Raw genomic sequence first — 21,866 nt, 5'->3', positions numbered from 1 at the left:
TGCCTATAGACTATATCGAATATTCGACAATAAAAATTAATAGCATTTTTCAAATTTTTATCTAATTTTATTAGAAAAGACAAAAAAGCCACATTTCCGCGGCTCCGTTGAGTATTAAATAGTTTTTTGTTTCTTTCCGTCCGCAAAATTCGACTAAAAATCCCCCCCCAATTATCTCATTCCTTCTTATACAGCTTATTCAAACTCTCCATATCCAGCGACTGCGAAGACGCCTCCCTGTTATTCTCCTTGATCGCATCATATATTTCTTTACGATAAACCTGCACCTTCTTAGGCGCCTGAATACCAAGCTTAACAACGTCGCCCTCTACACCCAGCACAACTAATTCGATCTGATCTCCAATGATGATAGATTCACCTTTTTTTCTAGCAAGAACGAGCATTACATATCTCCCCCTTCCGCGGCAACCTGTTGAGTTAGGATTAGCTTATGCTTAACTGTATAATCAGTCCCCTGAAGTACAATTTGTTTGCCTACCTGTTCCTTAATATTAACTATTACAGGTGCAAGCAGATTAATGGTGGCATTCTCCAAATCATCTCGTATGGATATAATGTTCCACACAAGCACATCTTGCTCGGCCTCGATAGACAGCTCATGCTTCGTTTCCTCAGAAATCTCAAACTCATACTCCGGATAGAATACGAAGGGATTTGAGATGATAAAAGCTACTGCCCCCTCTTCCACCGATTGTAGAAATGAAAAGGGCAGCTCCTGGTTAGGCTTTATAATGATAAATTGATTGAGTTGTTCAAAACCTGGAATCCCATCAGGAAATGCGATAATTTCCGACTCCTGAATCTCAATCTCCCCAAAACGAACAGTACTTATTAACATCTTCAATGATCCCTCCTAAAAATTAAAAAACTATAGATCCTCTGATCTATAGTCTAGTATCAAGTTGCGGCGGAGTAAACTCTATCTTGGCGTAACTTAACATTTGGAAGTCAAATTTACCCCGTTCGTAGTTTATCTCCGGTGGATTTACTTGTGCCGTAATCTCAGCTCCGCCTTCTTGAACCTGAATATCCGGTTTCCCCGCGGTGTAGTGGATATCCACATTATCATAAGAGGCTTCTCCCTCAAATTTCATCTCAGGAAAGCTAACTCGTATATTTTGCGCAATTTCAGCAAAAGCATTCCCCGGATTCTTGATCTGCGCCATCCGGTTACCTTCTTCCACTCTTCGGCCAATGCCTTGCAATGCGATATCTTTGGCTTGAGAATAAATCCGCTGCATTACTTCCAGATTATTAGCCTTACCTAGGGCATCCCATGCTTTACTCTGATCTATATCCAGATCTCCCTTGGGCTGCTTAATATCCATTTGAGCAGCTACTTGCCTAATTTCCTGTGTCGGACGAGGCTGCTTGATCTGGTATTGCCCTAAATCAGCGTCTATGCGGAAGCTTGCATGCTCTTGTCGATATTGAATTTGAGGAACAGGTGACATGTCAGGCCTCCTTTGTCATCATTATCTCAAGAAATCAACCAAAGTAGGCTGTATGATTTTGGCCCCAGTTGACAGCGAAGCTTGATAAACATTCTCCGCAACCTTCAAATTCGTAATAACAGCGGCCATATCCGCATCTTCCGTCTTGGACTGTAGACTCGTCACATTCACATTGATGTCTTTCAGCCTCTCGTCCATAAGCTCGATACGATTCATTTTAGCTCCGATATCCGCACGTACATCCAAAAACTTGTTCATCCGTGAATCAAAATCTCCAATTCCCTTATTAATTGCTTGGAAATCGCCATCGCCTAGAGCCTTAATAAAATCTTGAGTGATTTTAAAGATGTTATCAGTATCCGTCTGCTCACCAAACACCCGATTTCCAGGTACATTAACTGACATTTTAACACCAACACCAATCTCAAAATCAATGAGTCCTGTATCAGCTTCTTCTGTTACTGCATTCTCCAATGTGTAAGGCCTAATATTGGTTTGTTCACCATTAAAAACATATTTGCCATTGAATTGACTGTTGCCAATATCGACCATTTGCTCGTACAATTGGGCAGCTTCTGCTTTCATTGTATCTAACGCAGCCTGAGGATTCGTACCATTGGAAGCTTTAACTGCCATCTCGCGAAGCTTCTGAATAACGTCCCCTGCCTGACCCATTACCGTATCTGTAAAAGACATCCAGGAAGTAGCAGAGTTCGTGTTGGTTTGGTACTGCTCATTAGCGGAGATCTCACTTCGGTAACGCATTGAAAAGCTGATGCCGACCGGATCATCCGATGGCTTGTTCAATCTACGACCGGTTGACATCTGGTTCTGCAGATTGTCCATGCCCTTCAAGTTATTATTCAAATTGCGCAAGAATTGGGTACCGAGCATCCCTTGAGTAATTCTTTGCATGTGTACACCTCATATCTTCAAGGAATTATGTGCCTACTATCTTCCAACTATGCCCATGCTATTAATGACTTTATCCAATATCTCATCATATGAGGTCATTGCTCTTGCCGCTGCATTGTATGCATGCTGGAACTTGATCATATTCGCCATTTCTTCATCCATCGAAACACCGCTAACCGACTGCCTTCTGGCTTCCACCTGTTCAACCAACACCTGCTGGTTCGTAGCCTGTCTCTGCGCTTCTTGACTTTGAACACCTAACTGTCCAACTACAGCACGGAAGAACTCATCAATCGTTCCATCTTTCAACACCACAGCGCCTGAACCAGTTGGGTCAAAGTTAAAAGGCTTATCTCTCAATCCAGCGATGAGCAATGACATATCATTGTTACCGCGAACAACCTTCTCCACGTTATCAACAGGGTCCACATAGGTTCTAAGAGAAGCTGCAATTTTGGAAACATCGTTCTGAATGGTTGGATTCACCTTAAGTGTTGCGGCAGAAAGAGTGGCTCCATCGCTTACAAAGAAGTCAGTGCCTAATGCAAATTGATCATTGTTAAGAACATAGCCCAACTTATGCAGTCCATTAAAGCCTTTAACCGTAATTTCTTTGGTATCGGTATCTTGCAAGGTTCTATTCGCCACTGATCCTGTGAAGGTTTTGTTTCCAACAACAGTTCCTTCTGGCAAAACCGAGCCTACAGGCAGTGTAATCTTAATATCGCCCTCAACCATCGTTTTAACCATGGTATCAATCTCATTGCGGTAAGACGCAACCAATTTATCACGGGAGTAGATCATGCCGTAAATTTCTCCGCTAGCGAGATCTCCACCAAAGCTGCCCTCAAGCGATTCAGGGGTTACTGTCGACGCAACATTAAAGCCATCTACTAGTACTTGGCCTCCCATTGAAACTCTATATCCATTAGCATCTTCTTGAACTGTAACATTAATGGTTTTCGATAGATCGTCCAAAAGAACATTCCGTTGATCGCGAAGATCATTAGCGTTATTCCCAAAGCCTTCAACCCGATAAATTTCGTTGTTTAAAGCCGCAATCTGTTGTGTAGTAGAATTGATATAAGTGGTTTTTACATTGATATTGTCTGTTAAGTCACTGGTAAGATCGCTTAATTGTTTGGACGTGTGATTAAATGCATCAGCCATAGCAAGTGCACTTTCTTTGACAACTGCGCGTGCCGTAAGATTGTCCGGAGCTTTACTAAGCTCTTGCCACGCATTCCAGAAATTCTGAACGACTTGTCTTACACCTGTGTCGGACGGCTCATTAATGATAGCCTGAAGCTTATCAAGCGTATCCTGACGTATATTCCATTCACCTGAGGCTTTATTCTCATTATAGAACTGTGAGTCCAAGAAGCTCTCACGAACCCTCGTGATCGAAGTGAACTCAACGCTCTGTCCCATCTGACCTGGAACCGTGCTTCTCTGTAGTCCTAGAGCTTCTGTCGGCTTCGCTGCAACCATATTCACTACCTGTCTGGAATAGCCGCGAGTGTTGGCATTAGCCACGTTATGACCAGTTGTAGCCAGTGCCTCCTGTTGTGTAAATAAGGCACGCTTCGATATTTCTATGCCACTGAATGTCGAACGCATATATAAAGTCTCCTCCCCTAACCTGTTTATTTACATCGTCTATGCTCTTGTGTCGAATATACCCAGTCTTTTGTTTCCATTAGTATTCTGCCTGGGCTTACTGTAGATAATGTCATCTTCTGGAGGTCCGACATAAAGATCCAATGAATAATCAATAAACGATAAAGAATGCTCAATAAGCTGTTGATTCAATTGATTCAGCTCTCTTAGCTTACGAATTGTTGCAAGAAGCTGCTTTTGCAGCCCCAAAAGGGTTTTCTTATCGTCAATATTGAAAATAATTTTAGTCAAATCACTTACCGTTACTTTGGGATTGGGCTTGTAGCCCTTCTCAATTAAAAATTGTCCGATCACTTCAACCCGCTGCCGATCCAACTCGCCAATGTGTTTCACTAGCTTGTTTTCTTTGGATACAATCTGCGTCAATTGCTCCACATCATTGCGGATGAGCACCTGCTTCTTCAGCTCAGCTAATTCGAACAAAGTGTCGTGTATCTCATTTAGTTCCGTCATCGTTTGAATCAAAGCTTGAAATGCCATGCTCATCCACCTAATTATCCAGATTGAGTGTTACTTTATAAAAGGAAACAGCTTTTCTGCCAGCGACCTGGAATCAACCTTATAGGTGCCTGCTGCAACCGATGATTTTAGCGAATCTATCTGTTCTTTCGAATGTTCTGCCGCTGCTGAGTTGTTCGAGCCTAAAAGTTCCTTGGCTTCACTTGAGATCTGGACCTGGTCCTTCTTCTTACCGGTTTTCCCAGCTGCTGAAGTAGACATGGCATCGTGATTCTTCTGATATTGGTTCACCGCACCGACCCTGTTCGTTCCATTTATCTTCATATTAAACACCTCGTTTTCAACTAAAAATAACTCCACCGTAAAAGCGTTATTACTTTTATCGGTGAAGTTATAGGAAAAGTTTATATTAAATTTGGTGAACCCTTAATTAAAGACGATCGTTCAGACGATCCCTTATGTTATACGTAGCTTTGTTGCTCTGAACTTCCTGGATCTTTTTACGAGTCTCGTCCTCGCGCATTTGATTCGTTTCCTTGGCCAATCTAGACCTGCAAGGCTCACACATCGTATGTTCACGAATTTGTGTGCCACATACTTCACAGTCATAACTCATATTCGCATTTCCTTTAATGGAAATCCGGCCTTCGCGAATAAACTTGGTGATCTGACTAACCGAAACCTCAGTCGCTTCACTTAATTCATTAATAGAGCAAGAACGATATTCGCGCAAATACTTTAAACATTTCTCATACTGCAAATCTATACTCTTAATACAATTTCCACAAATCCCATAAGTATTTTTTATATAGACTTTACCACAGCGGTTACAATTATCCACGTTTAAACTCATAATGCTTCCCCCTTACATAATGAAAAAATAGATAAATGATTGTCTAAGAAAAAATGCTGAATATCGATAACGTGTTACCGGTTTTTCAATTTGCTAATTTCTGTTTCAAGCTTCAATTGATTTTTATTCAAGATTTCAATATTGTGCTCGTGTGTACTCAGTTCATCGATTATTTTGACATGATTCTTATTGTTTTCTCCTACCATTTTGACAAGCTGATGAAGAATATCTCCTTGCTGCTGCTGCTCCCTTTTTACAACCTGTAAATCTGTTTTTACTGCTTGTAAGTCTGTTTTCACAGCTTGTAAATCTGTTTTCAGCCCCTTCACATCGGTTTTCACAACCTGCAAATCCGTTCTCAAACCATCCACATCTGTCTTCAATCCGACAAGCATGTCCATTATTAGATCCAGCTTTTGATCACTCATTAACTATCCCCCCTCTTATACAAACTATCTGTCATTTCCGTACCCCTATTATCGTTTCTCTCATTATAGTATCTTACTGGTTTAGGTACAATGAAAATAACCTAGCGGTTTATCTCGCCCAGCTTATTCCACATATATCGACAGAATGGAACTCTTTCTTAATCGCTTTAGCACATTCATTTAAAGTGCTGCCTGTCGTGTAGACATCATCAACCACATATAGAGTAACCTTGGAGCTTGTAAACAGAGCTTGATGCTTGTCCTTGGCGGAAGGAGCTACTGCAAAAACACCCTGCAAATCCTCCAGTCGGTCCCCTCTGGTCTTAAAGCTCTGCTTATCCGTATGACGCATTCTTTGGAGCAGCTGAATGACTGGAAGGCCCGTCTTACGTCCCAACTCCTCAGCAAGCTGTTGAGATTGATTGAAGCCTCGTTCCGACAGCCTTTTATCACTTAGCGGGACGTAGGTTATATATTCTGAACAGTCAGTAGTGTCGAGTGGATACTCTTGTTTATGCAGGTTGTAAGCATGAATCAGCATCGAGCCGATCAATTGACGTATTCCTTCATGACCACGGTATTTGTATAGGCCTAACCATTCTTTCATTTGAGGATTGTAGCTAACCGCACTGCGATTCCGCTCGAAGTAAGGGTCCTTACGCCGTACGCAATCGGTACACTTTTCCGGGCGACCACAGGTTTCGCAGCTTGCTTGCAGGATCCAAGGGATCTTATCTCCACAATTACGGCATAAGGGGAGCTCCCACGGATTTGTATAAGCACCGTTGCAAGCTATGCAGATCAAGCGACTGGGGGCGAGCATAAGCTCTGCTTTGGATATCGTTCGTTGAAACCACTGGCGTATAGAGAAACGCTGGCGATTGGTTGATAAGTTTTTTACGATTTCGTCACTTCCTTTGTACGTAAATATCCTTTCTTTCTAGCCAACGCATTCATCCCTTTAATCTGTCGAACAGCCTCGACTTGTGCGCGCGTCCTTTCCTTTGCTGCAAAAAACACACTGCCTGCGGGGTCATCCGCCGAACGTCCCGCCCTTCCAGCCATTTGAACCAAAGCAGCCGAATCGAAAATGGGTGCATCTGCATCCAAAATAAACACATCCGATTTAGGAATGGTAACTCCACGTTCCAGAATCGTTGTTGTAACTAGCATTCGTACTTGTCTGCTGCGGAAATCTCCTACTTTTTGCGTACGATTGTCATCCTTTGACGAGGTCCCTTGTATTACAATTTCGGGGAATAGCCGACTTAAAAGCTGCGTTAAAGGTTCAACCAGATGGATCTTGGGCACAAATACAAAAACCTGTGCACCTCTTTGTAAAGAGGCTATCATTCTATGCTTTAGCTTGATAGATAGGGATGACTGTTTGAGCTGCTGCGCTAGTGAAGGGCTGCTCATGAGGAGAGGCACCGGCAGCGGATGGCGATGGAACCTTGCTGCTACTTTTACATGGGGTAAATGACGACACTTAGCCGCCTTCTGAAGATGTTTAGGGGGTGTTGCTGATAATAATATGGTAGCGCCATTTGTCTTACATACATTCCGTGCGGCGTATTCCAGCATTGGATTGTTATGATAAGGGAAAGCATCCAGTTCATCAATAATTACGAGGTCAAAAGCATTCCGAAACCGCATAAGCTGGTGTGTCGTTGCAATAGTAATCATTCCAGAATCCCATCGCTGCTCGCTTCCTCCATACAAGGTAACGACCGGAGTTGGCGCAAATGCTTTCTCCAATCGCGGTTTCAGCTCCAGTACCACATCTCGCCTTGGCGTAGCAACCACAACCTTGCCGCCTTGGGCAACGGTGTATTGAATCAATGGAAAGATCATTTCGGTTTTACCAGCTCCGGTCACCGCCCAGATCAGAAATTTCCGTGGCTCAAGAGCTGCTGCATTGGCTTTTGCTGTTTGTAAATCATTTACTTTCAAAAACATCAATGCCTCCAAGGATGCTTCAGCTTGAATCTCACTGAGACCCCAGGGTTGTATATAGGTATCTAATAATAATGACTGCTCTAGCTTCGTTTCTCCTTGATTACCAGCTTTCGACTTATTAAACATTACATCCTGCAAAGAAGCGCTGACCATTATGGCACAATAACGCGATCTCCCCATCGTCAAGCACTGCTCACAATAAGGACATGCCGTTCCGCAAAAGATACAATCTGTGAAAGCCAACTGCTTGTCCACGCCGCCACATCGATGGCACTGATACTCCGGTTCTTTATGAAAGAATGGCAGCTTGAGCTTGTGCTGTTGTTTTTGAGCTTGAACTCCCTGATTGAGTTGAAGGAACCCCCGTAGGTATGCGGTCTGCACATAAGCCATCGGTTCAGCTACTGCTCCTGTAAGGCCGTAATGCTCCATCAACTGGGTTACCTCGTCCATAAGCAAACTTCGACCCTGCATGGCCTCTACAAGCACTGATAGCTGGTCCTCCTCGAGGTGCAGCCGACCTTCAGTCTGGCTGGTTCGATAAGCTTCCCACTGTTCAAAATCACACTCCACTATACGCGACTCACATCCACTTCCATTCCCATTAGTCAGAGGGATTCCCATTACCGCCGCTTGCTGCGCAATGGCACGGAGTAACGATTCAGAACGTATTAGCTTCCTTCCACTTTCTAATGAGCTCAGTTTTTCACACAAACTAACAGCTTGTCCATACGAAATGGAAGGTTCCACCAGCCAGATCCTTAACGAATCTTTATGCTGACCGAACCAATGCATCAAATCCGCCCTTATATCCAAAGAGATATGCCACGAGCTTGTGCGATCCTGCCTGACTGAATACAACACAACCTTCATCGCTCACCACCTATAATCCATTTTCAAAACATTTTGTAAGCGGTTACTAATCCTTCTTGCTGTCCAAGCCGCACAACAATAACTTGCTTATCCTCATGCTGTTCAATCCATTCCTCTAAAGAACCGGCTGTTTCAAAACCGCTAATATCCACTTGATATTCTCTGCGCATTCTCTCAACTATTGCCAGCGTATCATCTGTCGAGCCTTCATCGAATAAAGTAACTTGAATTTCCCTGCCCTTCAGCCGCGAGAAAAAAAATAAGGACCGGATATACCATTCAACCTGCATCTGACTGTTACAGGTAATCAATAAGAAATGCGTCGCCTCTCTAGCCTCATTCCGGTGACGCCGGTAAAACCAATGTACTAAGGCGATACTCGCAGCATAGCTGCCAAAGATCCACAACAATCCTAACACCATCGCGGCTCCCTCCCTTAAACCCATTATATGCGGCTACAGGTTGGTCGGTTCCTCTCTTGATGTAAAATAGATCTTTGACGACTCGCGCGAGTTAGCTAGGTATGTTTATTACAACGTTACCCACCCATTTTTAATAGCAACAATAACAGCTTGTGTACGGTCATCCACTTCCATTTTTTGAAGAATACTGCTCACGTGATTTTTGACCGTTTTCTCACTAATAAACAAAAATTCACCAATCATTTTATTACTCTTTCCTTCAGCCATCAAACGGAGCACTTCCGCTTCCCGTCTGGTCAGTGGACTCGTATCCGTATGGATATACTTAACTCCAGCTTCTTTCGGAGCCGCACCTGCCCCAGCAACACCCACTTCATCTAAATAAGTCATACGGCGCAGCTGGTTGATTAGCTTACCAGTTACTTTAGGATGTATGTACGCGTGACCTGCTACAACAGACCGAATTGCATTGATAAGTGACTCTGCCTCCATATCTTTCAATAAATAACCGGAAGCACCTTTACGAAGTGTCTCAAATACATAGCTCTCATCATCGTGAATCGACAAAATAATAACTTTTATATCGGGAAATATTTCTTTAAGCTTCTCAGTTGCAACAACACCATTTTCTACAGGCATATTAATATCCATTAATACGATGTCAGGATTCAATGTATTACAGAGCTCTATGACTTGGATGCCGTCCCCGCATTCCCCTACTACTTCCAGGTCATTCTCCATATTGAGGATACGTTTAACCCCTTCACGAAACAATTGATGATCATCAGCAAGAACTAGCTTAATATTACGCTTCGAGGTTCCTATTATGTCCATAATTAATCCTCCTTTGACTCTGATTTTATTGGAATGAGGAGTGATACTTTAGTACCTGTATCCTTAACTGACTGGATTTCCATTCTTCCTTCCAGCAGTTCCACACGTTCTCGCATTCCCATTAATCCATAATGACTGCCTTTTTCAATCTTTTTATCAATATTTTCTACAGCAAAGCCGATCCCGTTATCCGTTACGACTATTTTAACCATTTGCTGTTGAAAAGTTACTTCTAAAGTAATATGTGACGCATGAGCATGCTTTAAAACATTAGAGAATGCTTCTTGCACCAGCCTGTATATAGCCACTTCCATTCCGGAAGGAAGCCTGGTGTCTTTGCCTACTAATTCGAACCTCGTCCGTATCTTCGATTTTTCTTCATAGTCTTGGACAAACTTACGTAAAGCGGGAATTAGACCCAGATCATCAAGAGCCATTGGCCTCAGATTAAAAATAATTTTCCGAACCTCTTCAATGCCGCTTCTTACCTGCCCCTTTAAATCAATAAGCTCCTCCTTAACCGAAGAAAAGGCTTGCTTGGACAGCATCCTCTCAGCAATTTCCGTACGCAAAACTACATTGGCCATTGTTTGTGCCAAACCATCGTGTATTTCCCGGGCAATCCGTTTGCGTTCTTCTTCCTGCGCCAGAATAATTTTCAAGCCCAAAAGCTGTCGATTTTTGGCGGATTCCAGCAATCGAGTAACTTGATTCAGGTCTCCAGACAAATACTCAAGCACTACGTTTACTTGGGATACGACGGATTCCGCTCTTTCCAACTGCTTGTCCACATTTTTGATCCGCTTCTGTAAATCATCCCGCCTTGCTTTCAAGTGAACTTCTTTCTCCCTAAGCATAGCAAGCTGAGTTTGCAAATGAGTAGCCAATTCATAGGCCGTTCGAATGTCTTCCTCAGTAAATCGCTTGAAATCGCGACTTACTTCCGTTAGACGCACACGTGCCCTGCGGTATTCCATTTCAACCCGGTCAACTTGCTCAATGGTTTGCGTTGTTGCGTCAATAACTTGCTGTAATTCATTATTCAGAGCATTGCGTTCTGACCGAACACTTTCACAGATTTCGAAAATCTGATATTTGCTACTCTCCATGACGTCAATCGCATTTTTGATAATGCGGTCTAAAGCATCCACTTGCATTCAGGTCAGGCTCCTTCTCGAACGATTCAACCAAGAAAGCCTACCCAGTCTTTATTCCTACTGGAATAGGCTCTTATGCAATATAGTAACATATTTCGCCACGTTTGTAAGAGGAGATTAGGACTAATTATTGCAGAGTAATTTGCTGGGTCTTCCCATCCCAGGTCACTTTCCAGCCCAAATTCTCGGAAAGAATGCGAAGAGGCACCACGGTAAGATCTTTCATTATTTTAGGTGCAACCTCTGCCGTTATCCGTTGACCGTTAACTATTACATCCGGATTGTCGATGTACAGGTCTACCATTTTATCACCGCGAATAACTGTGACCTTGCGTTCCTTATCATCCCAACGAACGGTCCCACCCAATGCATCCGTTACAAAGCGAATCGGGATCAAAGTATTCCCTTTTTCAATGACCGGAGCCTGTTCTAATGTCATATTCTTCCCGTTTACAGACACGGCAGTCTTATTAACCGTCAAATTGACTGAGCTTTTAGCAGGAGCCGTTACCTGACCCTTGTAACTAAAGGTAATGTCGTCAATCTCGATTTTACCCTTTGCCGCGCGCTCATCCTGCCCTATTTCCTCATTCACCACATATACACTTTTCACCGATATAGGGTATTTAAGATTGTACTCGGATAAATCTGCGGATACCAGCTTCCAGCCCTTCCAATTAATGCTCGGAACGATTTCAACATAATACACTTTACCGCTGTTATCCTTAATTTCTGTTTTTAGTGTATTTAAACTCTCGTCTCCATTAACCTTAAGCTTAATAAGCTGCGGCTCACCATCTATTTGAATGCTTGAATCCAAATCTGCGTAAGCCCACTTGGTACCCGTACCTTTTGTAAAATCATAGTTCAATTCCAAATATTTATTTTTGACCTCATTTTGTTTGATATATACGGATGCTGCAACACCTTCAGGCAGTCCTCTCGACATTGTCATTACAGCAAAGTTGTCTAAATCATACCATACCTTGTCTTTTCCGACAGCAATCGTCAGCATCGTGCTGTAACCATCATAACGTGCAATGAGTTGGGCTTGAGTAGTTCCTTGCAAGCTGTTAACCGTCAGGATACCATCCTTTATTTCAGCCTTCATACCAATAACTTCCCATTGGATAAGACCTGCCGGAATTTCTCTTGTTTTACCAGACTTCGTTGTTGCTATTACGGGTAGTCTGTAGTTTTCCCCTTCAGTTAGAGCAATATTTGCAGCATTTATTTTCAGTCCGGTAATTTGGTCTCTTCCCGCTACTTCCACATCAGCTGATTGACTTCCTTTTCCCGATGCTGCAGTAACTTTGGCGATACCTGGCTTGATAGGAGTGAATATATTATCTTTAAAAGAACCTGATTGACTATCCACTGTCCAATTGGCTGCTACTTTATCTGTCACCACAGGGTTGTAGTATTCATCATAGGCTTTAAATTGTAAGGGAGCCTGCTCATTAACGAACAATACATTTGGAGCCTGGATAAAAAGTCCTTTAACCTCACCTTGCGGTGCTGTAGAGAACACTCCTACCCCGTTAACCACCTTACGTTGAATGCCCGTTTCCGTTTTGTTGATCAACACAGGACTAAATTCCCCGAGAGGACGTGCTACCATCTGTGTCGAACCGCCGCCATCCAGATTTAAACCTTTCCATACACCAACTTTTATCATAAATTGCTGTAACTCCGTCATGCTTAAACCCTTACTGTCTCCACTATTATCCACGGTAATGACATAGGCTGTCTTTTGATCCTTAGAGTATCCGAGAGCCGTTCTAGAACGGTTGCAGCATAAACTACCCACTTCTCTGGAAAACTCCGTAGGCTGTCCCTCATCCACCATAATCGTATGGCCGCCTATCATCATTTTAAAATTTTTCGCATCATACGTTTTGCTGGAATCCTGAGGAAGGATTTGATAATCGGCTACAAGCGGGTCGCCAATCTTTAAATGTTGTTTGACAAAATCCGCTGCTAATCCTGAAGTACGCAGTATATATCCATCTTTCGGTGCAATCATATCGATAATTGTATTTTCGGCAATTTTCGTAATAATTCCCTTCTGGACCAACACTTCGGTTGGAACGGTCACACCATCGTTAGAGCGATCAACCTGGCCCCAAGCATTGGTGTACATAAACATGGCATCAACATGACTGTGCTCGCCACCGGGTTCAAACCAATAGTAGGTTTTATTAATTCCGCCCAGCGTGAATTTGGCACCATCCTTAGCCGTTACCGAACCTGCAAAAGTAAATAAATCGACTATAGGAACATTATTTTGGGATATAGCAAATGAATAAAAGCCTGGTAAATAAGGTGGTGTTGCCATAAGCTGTCCGTTAGCGATCTCTGGCCCCATAGGCACACCTTCAGCCTGGGTGTTGTAAAAATCTCCGTTAACCCCTGCCACCGCTTTAGTTTCTGTAGCCATGCCCAATACACTTTGTTTCTTTGTGAACTGATTATCAGTGCCCGACATTACATCCAGTTTAACATTAGGATTTGTAAGATCCACTTCCACCACATTCGCATTAGTCATAATTTCTTTTTTATTGCGTATCGACTTCCAAACATATTTTTTCAAAATTGCGCCTGATGTTAAAATATCTTGACTTACCATCGTAACTGATGGCTCTGCTGTTTCAGCATAAACATTAGCCGTCGACAATATCGGTGATAAACCGATCAAAGCAGACAATACTAAAGATGATACTGAAACCCATACTTTATGTTTACTCACGTTGTATTTCTCCCTTCTTATCCCACTCTCCTCTATTATAGACTCTATTACTATTGAAAAAGTTACGATAATATGGCGAAAATTAATAGAGTAGCAAAATCGACAAAATTAGAGCAAAATGAACGGCATGCCTTAAGTTCAAACAGTAGCTCGTTTGGATTGGAACAAAGCAATTTTTACGTTTACAACAAAAAACAAACCCGATTCAATTGAACCGGGTTTGTCCTAATGATTATTCTTATGCTAAAGCATCGCGTTTCAAGAGCTCTGCCTTATCTGTACGCTCCCATGGAAGATCCACATCGGTACGGCCGAAATGTCCATAAGCAGCAGTTTGTCTATAAATTGGTTTGCGAAGATCCAATGCTTTAATAATGCCAGCAGGACGTAGATCAAAATGCTTACGAACTACTTCTACCAGCTTCTCTTCACTTACTTTGCCTGTTCCAAATGTATCAACAGCAACCGAAACCGGTTGAGCTACACCAATTGCATAAGCAAGTTGTACTTCACATTTATCAGCCAAGCCTGCAGCTACAATGTTCTTAGCTACATATCTTGCTGCATATGCGCCGGATCTGTCGACTTTTGTAGGATCCTTACCGGAGAAAGCTCCGCCGCCATGACGAGCGTAACCGCCATAAGTATCTACAATAATTTTACGGCCAGTCAGACCTGCATCTCCTTGAGGACCGCCGATAACAAAACGGCCTGTTGGATTAATGAAATATTTAGTATCCTCACCCAAGAACTTCTCAGGTACGATTGGTTTGATAACATGTTCCTTGATGTCTGCTTGGATTTGCTCCAAAGTAACGTCTTCGCTGTGTTGAGTAGATACAACGATTGTATCAACTCGTACAGGAGTATCACCTTCATACTCAACCGTTACTTGAGTTTTACCATCTGGGCGTAAGTATGGAAGAGTTCCATTTTTACGAACCTCAGTCAAACGACGGGATAATTGATGCGCAATGGAAATAGGTAGTGGCATAAGTTCTGGAGTCTCGTTAACCGCGAAACCAAACATCATCCCTTGGTCACCTGCACCAATAGCTTCGATCTGCTCGTCCGTCATTAAACCTTCTCTTGCTTCAAGAGCTTTGTCGACACCTTGAGCTATATCAGCTGATTGCTCGTTAAGAGAAACCAATACTGCGCATGTTTCCGAGTCAAAACCAAATTTTGCACGAGTATAACCAATTTCCTTAATTGTTTGGCGAGCAATGGACTGGATATCTACATACTCGGATTGGCTTGAGATTTCACCAATAACCAAAACCAAACCAGTTGCAACTGAAACTTCGCATGCTACACGAGCGTTCGGATCGTTTGCAAGAAACGCATCCAAAACGGAATCGGAAATCTGATCGCAAATTTTATCGGGATGCCCTTCAGTTACGGACTCAGATGTAAATAAGCGTCGACCGCGTGGTATTGTCATACTATCGACCTCCTAAAAAGTAGTTGGATTTTATTAAGAAAAGCTTCTATTCGAAGCTATCTCGATGAAGATACATTCGTGTCTTAGCGGTTACTTTTCTTGCAATATTAGAAAGATGAACCTCTGGTTCAAACTTATACTTTCTAATATTATAAGAAAAGCTTCAAAACGAAGCACTTTCGATGAAGATTTGGCCATGACATTAGGGTTAAAAGCTCGCATACAAAAAAATCAACCTTTTCCCATGGGAAAAGGTTTAGCATGACCTTCTTTTAAATATGTTACTGGATTTGTCTAGGGCTGTCAATAAAATTGCTTAAGTTCACTGAAAAATTAATAAAGTTTTAAATTATAAGTTCAATAAAATTTCTTCCGCCTTACGAATGAGCCGACTGGAGATAGCACCACCTACTGCACCAGCATCTCGCGAAGCAATATGTCCCCAATAATCTTCCTTAACAGATTGTGCGGGTATTGAGCCTAACTCTGTTGCAAATTCAACATTAGAATTTGATATTGACTTACCAACTGGCAATCCCATCTCTGCAGCAATTTCATACTTTAGGGCATCCAAGGCCTGATGACTTTCCGGCACTACTTTTTTTCCTTTTGCCATGAAATCCACCTCCATAAGTGATGTAACCATAGTATGTCCGCGCCTGACAGTACAAGTCGTATAAACTGTTGTCAAGATGGGTAAAATTTATGGTGTTACCTTAGAACCATCTGCATTAACCTGCAAAAAGGATCCGCGAACCATCACATAAATATCTTGTTTTATTTTTGGGTCTGACTTGATGCCTCTACCTTCTCTTGGAATTATAAGTAAATGATTAAGTTCAACTGTCGATCCAGCCAAAATATCCTTACCTGATGTTACGTCCGGCACTCCATTTTCATCTGAGCTTATAATGGTAACTTTACCACTCCGAACAATCATTTCTGTACCCGTAGTACCATATAAAGTTTGTCCAGGCTCAAGCTTAAGAACGCTCAAACTAGTGCTTGCCGAATCTGTTATCGCTGCAGGGGGCGGCTGCGGATTTGTCGATCCACTTGAACCACCTTTATTGTTTCCAAGTTCTGCAGCTATGATCTGTTTTACTTTATCTTCCGTAATCGTTTGCTTGTTCATCTCTTCTGCTACCTTTAAGCTAATATTTTGCTCAAAATAGCTTTTCGTAATAACCGGGTCATCAATGGTGCCGGCCTGAGTGTTGTTAGTAGCTCCATCTGCATCCGCTATGATGATGGTTGATGACCAGAGTAGGCAGGCGCTAATAGCAATTTTTGCAGCTGTTCTCATGATTTCACCTCACCGTTTAGTATAGCTTGGTTAGAAACAAAAAAAAAGACCCCGAAGGGTCTTCTTTTGGAAAAGTATTAAGGTGTTGTTACTTTTGGTACAGTAACTGTAAATGCAGCGGATTTACCGTTAGGTGCAAGTACGTTAACTGTGAAGCTACCTGAATATGTTGCGTCTAGCAATTTGATTTGACCTTTTTTAAGAGCTTCATTATCAAATTTGCTGGAGTCTGCATCAGTAATGTACAGGCTCAGGTTAAGAAGAGTGTTACCATTGTTAACAGCTTTGACGGAACCACCAACAGTCACTGTCTTTCCATAATTGAACAAGAATTGATCCGGATCGGTTCTTTCTTCATTCTTTTGACCAGCTGGAAGACTGTACTCATTGACGAATTCATCGCCGTATTGATCTTTAACAGTAATTTTTTCAGCAAGTCTGTTATCTGTCAAGTACAAGCCTGCTAGAAGGTCAGTAGCTGAAACTGTTTTATAAGTTCTTCTCAATGCAATGCTAGCTACTTCAGGACCAGCGTTTTTAGTAGTTACATCAACATAACCAGTTGATTGTTCTTTCTTACCATCTTTAAATGTTACGCTAACTCTTGCTTTACCTTCATTAAGACCAGCCACAAAGTTACCAGCAGAACTAGGAATTGCAACTACGTTTGGATCGCTGGAAGTCGCGTTAACAACTTCGGTTTTAATTGCAACTTCTTCGCCACCAGCTCTTTTAGCTCTGACCTTGATTTCTTTTGTTGCTTTTTTGAAATAATCGTATACATACGTTGCGCCTGTTACACCAAGGCCTGCGCCATCAGAAAGGAAATCATCTGTTGCAAGAATTGTATTGTTGTTTACACCTTTGTCAAGATACACTTCATAAGTCAATCTGTTCTCAGGTTGAGTAGCAGGATTGATCAAATCCAGTGTAGTTGTTACAGAACTAACTTCGATCGGGTTATTCTTACCATTTTTCTGGTTTTTGAATAAAGTAGCTTTCAAGGTGTAGCTACCCGGAACTGCTGTTGAAGGCGAGTAGAACTTGAATGATTTGTCATAAACATTTTGATATGCGTACGTATACTCATCATTATTTTTGTTAAGATCAAAATCTGCGTACGTTGCGCCAGCAACCGTTGAAAGTACTACTTTTCTATTATCATAAGCGTCATTAACACCAGCAGCAGCTTTTTCTTTCGTTGCTACGTATACTAAGTTACCTTCAACTTTTTTCCCAGCCTCAAATGAGTTCGCAACAGGTTTAACGCTATTAGCAAGCGTACCACTGTAGTCTAAACGAACATAATATTTGTCTGCGTCAGTATCAGTATTAAATTTGATCTCAGATCCATTTTGATCGTAGAACTTTAATTTGAATTCATTATCAGTATTTGCAAGCATATATTTCTTAGGTGTCGTCGAGAACTTAATTTGCTCAACTGTACGAGGGTCACCAACGGAAATATTAAGCTGTGCACTTACAGTCGGCTTATCTTCCAAGCTAACTCTGATATAAGCAGAACCTTTTCTTCCTACGCCGCTGATTTTGATTTGACCTTTATGAGCACCGGTAACTTCAATTTCAGCATTTCTAGCTACGTCAATACCACCGTAAGAGTCAATTCTAAGCTTGCTTTTGCCTCTGGAGTCGCCAGCGCCTTGGAAAGCATTAACGATATCAGTTGCATCCAACACTTGACCTTTGGAGTCTTTCAAGATCAAAGGAACATAGAACTTTTGATCCATATCTTCGTCGCCAGTTGGTTTGTCATTCTCTGCCAATGTGTAGTTATAAGCACCAAATTCGATGGAAGCTGGCAGTTTTTGCGCAAGAACTTTTATAGTTTTAGTTACGGATTGACCGCCACGAGCGAAGACAGTAACTGTAATTTCTTTTTCTTCATTGTTTGTGGATTGAAGTTTAAGATCAGCAGCGTTATCACCGATAACATTATCAACAAATGCATTTTTGTCATCATCGCCAACTTTAAGATCTCTATCCGAAGGATTAACTGTTACATCCTTGTTCAAGATTTCTTTATCTTGGATGCGGAAACCATATTGGTCATAAGCTTTAATATCCAAGTATGCAACGCCTTGAGCTTCAATGCTATCAACTTTAGTTCCAGTTGAGTTCATCAAATCGCCAACTTCTACTTTGGAAACCATAGACTCGTCACCAACAGCAAAGATTTTGCTTACTTGGGAACCACTGTCAGTATGAAGAATACTTACGGAAATTCTATCATTTCTTTCTGTGCCAACCTCTTGAGTCAACTCAATTGCTTGCTCGCCAGCAATTGTGTTGAAAGAACTGCCGCCACTTACGCGAATATCAAAGTTACTAGCGTTCAATGAAGATTTAACGCCATATTGGTTAGTAGCTTTGAAATCAATGCGTACTTTTTGAAGAAGTTTATCATTTTTGTCTCTTGCCAAAGGAATTGTATCCGATGCAGTCAAGAAATCAATTTTGGAGATTTTTTCTGGTGTTGTTTTTACGTTAGATGTTTTAGCAGTATCATCGATATTGCTTACACCGCTGATTGTAGCATCAAAGCTGTTGTCTTGGAACTTGGATTCAAATGTCAAAGTAGCAACAGTTTTCTTGTCATCCCACTTAGTAGTGTAACCGGATGTAAGAACATTACCGTCTTTTTTGATTTCGATTTTCAAGTTTTTAGCAGCATCTTCAGTCAAAGCGCCGTTAAGTGTAAGAGTCAACACGTTAGCGTCAGTTGCTTTGAAGGAGTTGATTGCATATTTACCGTTGAAAGGTGCGCCTTTGAATTGGTTCTTACCTTCGTAAGCACCCAATACTAGAAGGTCACGAGTAGCGTTGGAAGTACCGCCAAATTTGCCGTCAGCGCCATTGGACAACAATTTCAAGTTAAGAGCCAATGCTACATAACCTTTAGCCCAATCGGATACAGTTGCATCGTTAACGCCTGGAGTTGCTTTAGCGTCAGCGTCTTTGTTGATTCCGCGAATCAAGAAAGCTGCCAATTGTTCTTTAGTTACTTTACCAGCTGGGTTAAATTGACCAGGAGCATAACCATCAGTGATGCCTGCTGCTTTAACTGCTTCGATGTAAGCAAGAGCGTATCCGTTAGCTGGATCGTCAGCTTTAACATCGGAGAAGCTGGAAGTTTTCAAGGAAGTGTCGACTTTCAAACCGAAGATCAAAGCTGCTACTTTAGCGAATTGAGCACGGTTCATTTCGTCTTTAAGACCAAATGTACCTTCTTTAACGCCATCAAATACGCCAGCAGAGATCAAAGCGTCGAACTTAGCTTTTGTTGCTGCATCAAGATCTTTCAAATCGCTGAAATCAGCAGATGTCTTAGTTTTGTCTGCATCAGCAGCAAGTGCTACGGAAGAAAACATTGAGAACGCCATAGCAAGGGATAAAATCGTAGATAAACTTTTTTTCATAACCTTTTTTTCTCCTCCTCGAATATCTTTCGGTTGTTGAGAGTTTTGTTTAGATAAATTATAGCTCGATTCCCTCATTAGCCGATTCACCCCCTTTCCAGAGTTGAGCGAAATGATTAATTATTTAAGGTCTGTGATGTATAAGATCACAGAAACTAGTAAACAATAAGAATGGTAGGCTAGGCACTAGCGCGCCCTCATACATTATACACTGCGAAACTAGTAAGGTAAAGAGGTTATTTTGTGAAATTTATCCAACAATAACTGGTCTTTAGCCTTTTGTTTGTGTTTCAATGTATTAAACGCAGTGTCGTTTGAAAAGTTGCGCTCTTTGAAAAAAACTTTTTTAATTTTCTTCAACACGCTGTTTGCGAGTACCTTTCACCTTGTCTATCACTTTCGTGTGTCTCGCTCGCTTACAGGACTTAGTATACACCCGATCTATCACTTCCGTCATCACTCACTATTTTCCATCACGAATAAATAGTTAAACCCGCATTACATAAGCATTTGCAGCTCTGAAGAAGCTTCCAATTAAACAGTTAATGATTGGCCTCCTTCTATATATAACCGTCATATAAATGAATGAACCCCAAACCGAAACCGGTTTGGGGTTCATTCATTTATATTTTATTTCGTCATACGCGAGCGCGCACCCAGCATAACACGAACTTTTTGTAAAAATCTCAGAACTGGTTTTTTCGTCTGACTGATGATGCCGATAGCCTCTGCTCCCAAAACCAGAATTGCAACAAGAACCACTATTAAGAGCACAACGCCCCAAATAACTTCTTTGTCAGACATATAAGACAAGAGGACAGCTGAAACTCCGAAAACAGAAGCGATACTGTATATGATTAACACGGTCAGCCTATGGCTGAAGCCTAGCTGTAGCAAGCAATGATGCAAATGGCTCTTATCAGGCCTAGAAATAGGAAGCTTGTTAACCCAGCGTCTTAGGATAGCGAAGAACGTATCAGATAAAGGTACGCCCAGTATCATAATTGGAACTAATAAGGACAATACGGTAGCTTGTTTAAAACCAAGAATCGATAAGGTTGCTAAGCTAAACCCAAGGAACAAAGATCCCGAATCACCCATAAAGATTTTAGCGGGATGAAAATTATAGAACAGGAATCCAACAATACTCCCTAGCAATATAACGCTCAGCAGCACAACCGTAACATTCCCCATCATTAAGGCTAAAATAAGAATTGTTGTTGTAGCTATACCAGACACACCAGCTGATAATCCATCCAGTCCGTCAATTAAATTAATTGCGTTAGTCACACCTACAATCCAGAAAATCGTAAGCGGGACGGCCAGCCAGGTCAAAGATATCGTCGAGTCGCCAAAAGGGACATTAACAAGATCAATCACTACACCCGAATATACAACAACACAGGCCGCGATAATTTGTCCGAGCAGCTTTACTTTGGGGGACAGATCAAATCGATCATCCAAAGCGCCTAAAATAACTATGATCGTTCCTCCAACCAATAAACCTAATGCCACATCCGTATTAACTGAGCTCATAGCTGGTGAAACTACAAAATAGGCTCCCACAAAGGCCATGAAAATAGCAAGCCCACCCAACCTAGGCATGATACGGCTATGTACCTTTCGATGATTAGGCGCGTCAACGGCACCCACCCAGAATGCAAAACGTTTAACTAAAGGTGTCATCAGGAGGGCAATCAAGCAAGCGGCAACAAAGCCAACTCCATACAATACGTTCATTATTATTAACACAGCCCCTTTTTCTATAAAAAGCCCCAAACATCTCAAATTATACTCGGTTTGAGCCCGTAATACCACCATCAATTTAAGTAAAAAAATGGGCTTTCGGGTCGTTTTCATAGTTATTTTCAAGGT

General features: G+C 41.8%; 20 protein-coding genes. All 20 read right to left on the bottom strand.

What is annotated here, in order from left to right; translation table 11 throughout:
• Positions 1-176 precede the first annotated feature (176 nt).
• The 20 genes from csrA to NV381_RS14160 all read right to left on the bottom strand — a co-directional run bounded on the left by csrA (position 177) and on the right by NV381_RS14160 (position 21,731).
• The gene (gene csrA / locus NV381_RS14255) at positions 177-404 is read right to left on the bottom strand and encodes a carbon storage regulator CsrA (RefSeq protein WP_258213957.1); all 228 of its coding nucleotides are present in this window, start codon (positions 402-404) and stop codon (positions 177-179) included.
• Positions 404-859 (bottom strand): flagellar assembly protein FliW, encoded by a 456-nt coding sequence (fliW, locus tag NV381_RS14250; RefSeq protein WP_258213956.1) that lies wholly within the window; start codon positions 857-859, stop codon positions 404-406. Before fliW ends, csrA begins: the two co-directional genes overlap by 1 nt.
• Positions 860-905: 46 nt before the next feature.
• On the bottom strand, positions 906-1,475 hold the full coding sequence (locus NV381_RS14245; RefSeq protein ID WP_258213955.1) for a DUF6470 family protein: 570 nt from the start codon (positions 1,473-1,475) through the stop codon (positions 906-908).
• A gap of 21 nt (positions 1,476-1,496) precedes the next feature.
• Positions 1,497-2,390 (bottom strand): flagellar hook-associated protein FlgL, encoded by an 894-nt coding sequence (flgL, locus tag NV381_RS14240; protein ID WP_258213954.1) that lies wholly within the window; start codon positions 2,388-2,390, stop codon positions 1,497-1,499.
• Positions 2,391-2,426: 36 nt separating this feature from the next.
• Positions 2,427-4,010: a flagellar hook-associated protein FlgK gene (flgK, locus tag NV381_RS14235; RefSeq protein ID WP_258213953.1), complete on the bottom strand. Its 1,584-nt coding sequence runs from the start codon at positions 4,008-4,010 to the stop codon at positions 2,427-2,429.
• 39 nt (positions 4,011-4,049) lie between these two features.
• The gene (locus NV381_RS14230; RefSeq protein WP_258213952.1) at positions 4,050-4,550 is read right to left on the bottom strand and encodes a flagellar protein FlgN; all 501 of its coding nucleotides are present in this window, start codon (positions 4,548-4,550) and stop codon (positions 4,050-4,052) included.
• A 30-nt stretch (positions 4,551-4,580) separates the two neighbouring features.
• Positions 4,581-4,853 (bottom strand): flagellar biosynthesis anti-sigma factor FlgM, encoded by a 273-nt coding sequence (gene flgM / locus NV381_RS14225; protein WP_258213951.1) that lies wholly within the window; start codon positions 4,851-4,853, stop codon positions 4,581-4,583.
• Positions 4,854-4,959: 106 nt separating this feature from the next.
• Entirely contained in the window at positions 4,960-5,382 is a 423-nt protein-coding gene (locus NV381_RS14220; protein WP_258213950.1) for a flagellar protein, read from the bottom strand.
• A 74-nt stretch (positions 5,383-5,456) separates the two neighbouring features.
• Positions 5,457-5,810, bottom strand: coding sequence for a hypothetical protein (locus NV381_RS14215; RefSeq protein ID WP_258213949.1), 354 nt, complete (start codon positions 5,808-5,810; stop codon positions 5,457-5,459).
• Between the two features lie 109 nt (positions 5,811-5,919).
• Positions 5,920-6,417, bottom strand: a complete 498-nt coding sequence (locus NV381_RS14210) for a ComF family protein (RefSeq protein ID WP_258213948.1) — start codon at positions 6,415-6,417, stop codon at positions 5,920-5,922.
• A gap of 290 nt (positions 6,418-6,707) precedes the next feature.
• The gene (locus tag NV381_RS14205) at positions 6,708-8,642 is read right to left on the bottom strand and encodes a DEAD/DEAH box helicase (RefSeq protein ID WP_258213947.1); all 1,935 of its coding nucleotides are present in this window, start codon (positions 8,640-8,642) and stop codon (positions 6,708-6,710) included.
• A 23-nt stretch (positions 8,643-8,665) separates the two neighbouring features.
• Positions 8,666-9,064, bottom strand: a complete 399-nt coding sequence (locus tag NV381_RS14200; RefSeq protein ID WP_258213946.1) for a hypothetical protein — start codon at positions 9,062-9,064, stop codon at positions 8,666-8,668.
• Between the two features lie 108 nt (positions 9,065-9,172).
• Positions 9,173-9,898: a response regulator gene (locus NV381_RS14195; protein WP_258213945.1), complete on the bottom strand. Its 726-nt coding sequence runs from the start codon at positions 9,896-9,898 to the stop codon at positions 9,173-9,175.
• 2 nt (positions 9,899-9,900) lie between these two features.
• A complete protein-coding gene (locus NV381_RS14190; protein ID WP_258213944.1) occupies positions 9,901-11,055 on the bottom strand; it encodes a sensor histidine kinase in 1,155 nt (384 codons plus the stop codon).
• A gap of 127 nt (positions 11,056-11,182) precedes the next feature.
• Positions 11,183-13,804, bottom strand: coding sequence for a stalk domain-containing protein (locus NV381_RS14185; RefSeq protein WP_258213943.1), 2,622 nt, complete (start codon positions 13,802-13,804; stop codon positions 11,183-11,185).
• A gap of 238 nt (positions 13,805-14,042) precedes the next feature.
• Positions 14,043-15,248, bottom strand: coding sequence for a methionine adenosyltransferase (gene metK, locus NV381_RS14180; RefSeq protein ID WP_258213942.1), 1,206 nt, complete (start codon positions 15,246-15,248; stop codon positions 14,043-14,045).
• 349 nt (positions 15,249-15,597) lie between these two features.
• Positions 15,598-15,864: an alpha/beta-type small acid-soluble spore protein gene (locus tag NV381_RS14175; protein ID WP_258213941.1), complete on the bottom strand. Its 267-nt coding sequence runs from the start codon at positions 15,862-15,864 to the stop codon at positions 15,598-15,600.
• An 87-nt stretch (positions 15,865-15,951) separates the two neighbouring features.
• Positions 15,952-16,554 (bottom strand): hypothetical protein, encoded by a 603-nt coding sequence (locus NV381_RS14170; RefSeq protein ID WP_258213940.1) that lies wholly within the window; start codon positions 16,552-16,554, stop codon positions 15,952-15,954.
• Positions 16,555-16,631: 77 nt separating this feature from the next.
• Complete coding sequence (locus tag NV381_RS14165; protein WP_258213939.1) at positions 16,632-20,069, bottom strand: S-layer homology domain-containing protein; 3,438 nt, start codon at positions 20,067-20,069, stop codon at positions 16,632-16,634.
• A gap of 552 nt (positions 20,070-20,621) precedes the next feature.
• Positions 20,622-21,731 carry an MraY family glycosyltransferase gene (locus tag NV381_RS14160; RefSeq protein ID WP_258213938.1) on the bottom strand — a complete coding sequence of 370 codons (1,110 nt, stop codon included), beginning with the start codon at positions 21,729-21,731 and terminating at the stop codon, positions 20,622-20,624.
• Between the last annotated feature and the right edge of the window lie 135 nt (positions 21,732-21,866).

It is taken from the genome of Paenibacillus radicis (ex Xue et al. 2023), assembly GCF_024722015.1.
Classification (GTDB): domain Bacteria; phylum Bacillota; class Bacilli; order Paenibacillales; family NBRC-103111; genus Paenibacillus_S.
Note: the sequence above shows the minus strand (reverse complement) of the source record. Positions and strands in the feature narration are given on the sequence as shown.

Excerpts from the sequence above, each read along its gene's own strand:
- metK (WP_258213942.1), bottom strand. The coding sequence starts at position 15,248 with ATGACAATACCACGCGGTCGACGCTTATTTACATCTGAGTCCGTAACT.
- NV381_RS14245 (WP_258213955.1), bottom strand. The coding sequence starts at position 1,475 with ATGTCACCTGTTCCTCAAATTCAATATCGACAAGAGCATGCAAGCTTC.
- NV381_RS14190 (WP_258213944.1), bottom strand. The coding sequence starts at position 11,055 with ATGCAAGTGGATGCTTTAGACCGCATTATCAAAAATGCGATTGACGTC.
- NV381_RS14220 (WP_258213950.1), bottom strand. The coding sequence starts at position 5,382 with ATGAGTTTAAACGTGGATAATTGTAACCGCTGTGGTAAAGTCTATATA.
- fliW (WP_258213956.1), bottom strand. The coding sequence starts at position 859 with ATGTTAATAAGTACTGTTCGTTTTGGGGAGATTGAGATTCAGGAGTCG.
- NV381_RS14210 (WP_258213948.1), bottom strand. The coding sequence starts at position 6,417 with ATGAAAGAATGGTTAGGCCTATACAAATACCGTGGTCATGAAGGAATA.
- NV381_RS14230 (WP_258213952.1), bottom strand. The coding sequence starts at position 4,550 with ATGGCATTTCAAGCTTTGATTCAAACGATGACGGAACTAAATGAGATA.
- flgK (WP_258213953.1), bottom strand. The coding sequence starts at position 4,010 with ATGCGTTCGACATTCAGTGGCATAGAAATATCGAAGCGTGCCTTATTT.
- NV381_RS14170 (WP_258213940.1), bottom strand. The coding sequence starts at position 16,554 with ATGAGAACAGCTGCAAAAATTGCTATTAGCGCCTGCCTACTCTGGTCA.
- csrA (WP_258213957.1), bottom strand. The coding sequence starts at position 404 with ATGCTCGTTCTTGCTAGAAAAAAAGGTGAATCTATCATCATTGGAGAT.
- NV381_RS14165 (WP_258213939.1), bottom strand. The coding sequence starts at position 20,069 with ATGAGGGAATCGAGCTATAATTTATCTAAACAAAACTCTCAACAACCG.
- NV381_RS14215 (WP_258213949.1), bottom strand. The coding sequence starts at position 5,810 with ATGAGTGATCAAAAGCTGGATCTAATAATGGACATGCTTGTCGGATTG.
- NV381_RS14160 (WP_258213938.1), bottom strand. The coding sequence starts at position 21,731 with ATGAACGTATTGTATGGAGTTGGCTTTGTTGCCGCTTGCTTGATTGCC.
- flgL (WP_258213954.1), bottom strand. The coding sequence starts at position 2,390 with ATGCAAAGAATTACTCAAGGGATGCTCGGTACCCAATTCTTGCGCAAT.
- NV381_RS14195 (WP_258213945.1), bottom strand. The coding sequence starts at position 9,898 with ATGGACATAATAGGAACCTCGAAGCGTAATATTAAGCTAGTTCTTGCT.
- NV381_RS14175 (WP_258213941.1), bottom strand. The coding sequence starts at position 15,864 with ATGGCAAAAGGAAAAAAAGTAGTGCCGGAAAGTCATCAGGCCTTGGAT.
- flgM (WP_258213951.1), bottom strand. The coding sequence starts at position 4,853 with ATGAAGATAAATGGAACGAACAGGGTCGGTGCGGTGAACCAATATCAG.
- NV381_RS14205 (WP_258213947.1), bottom strand. The coding sequence starts at position 8,642 with ATGAAGGTTGTGTTGTATTCAGTCAGGCAGGATCGCACAAGCTCGTGG.
- NV381_RS14200 (WP_258213946.1), bottom strand. The coding sequence starts at position 9,064 with ATGGTGTTAGGATTGTTGTGGATCTTTGGCAGCTATGCTGCGAGTATC.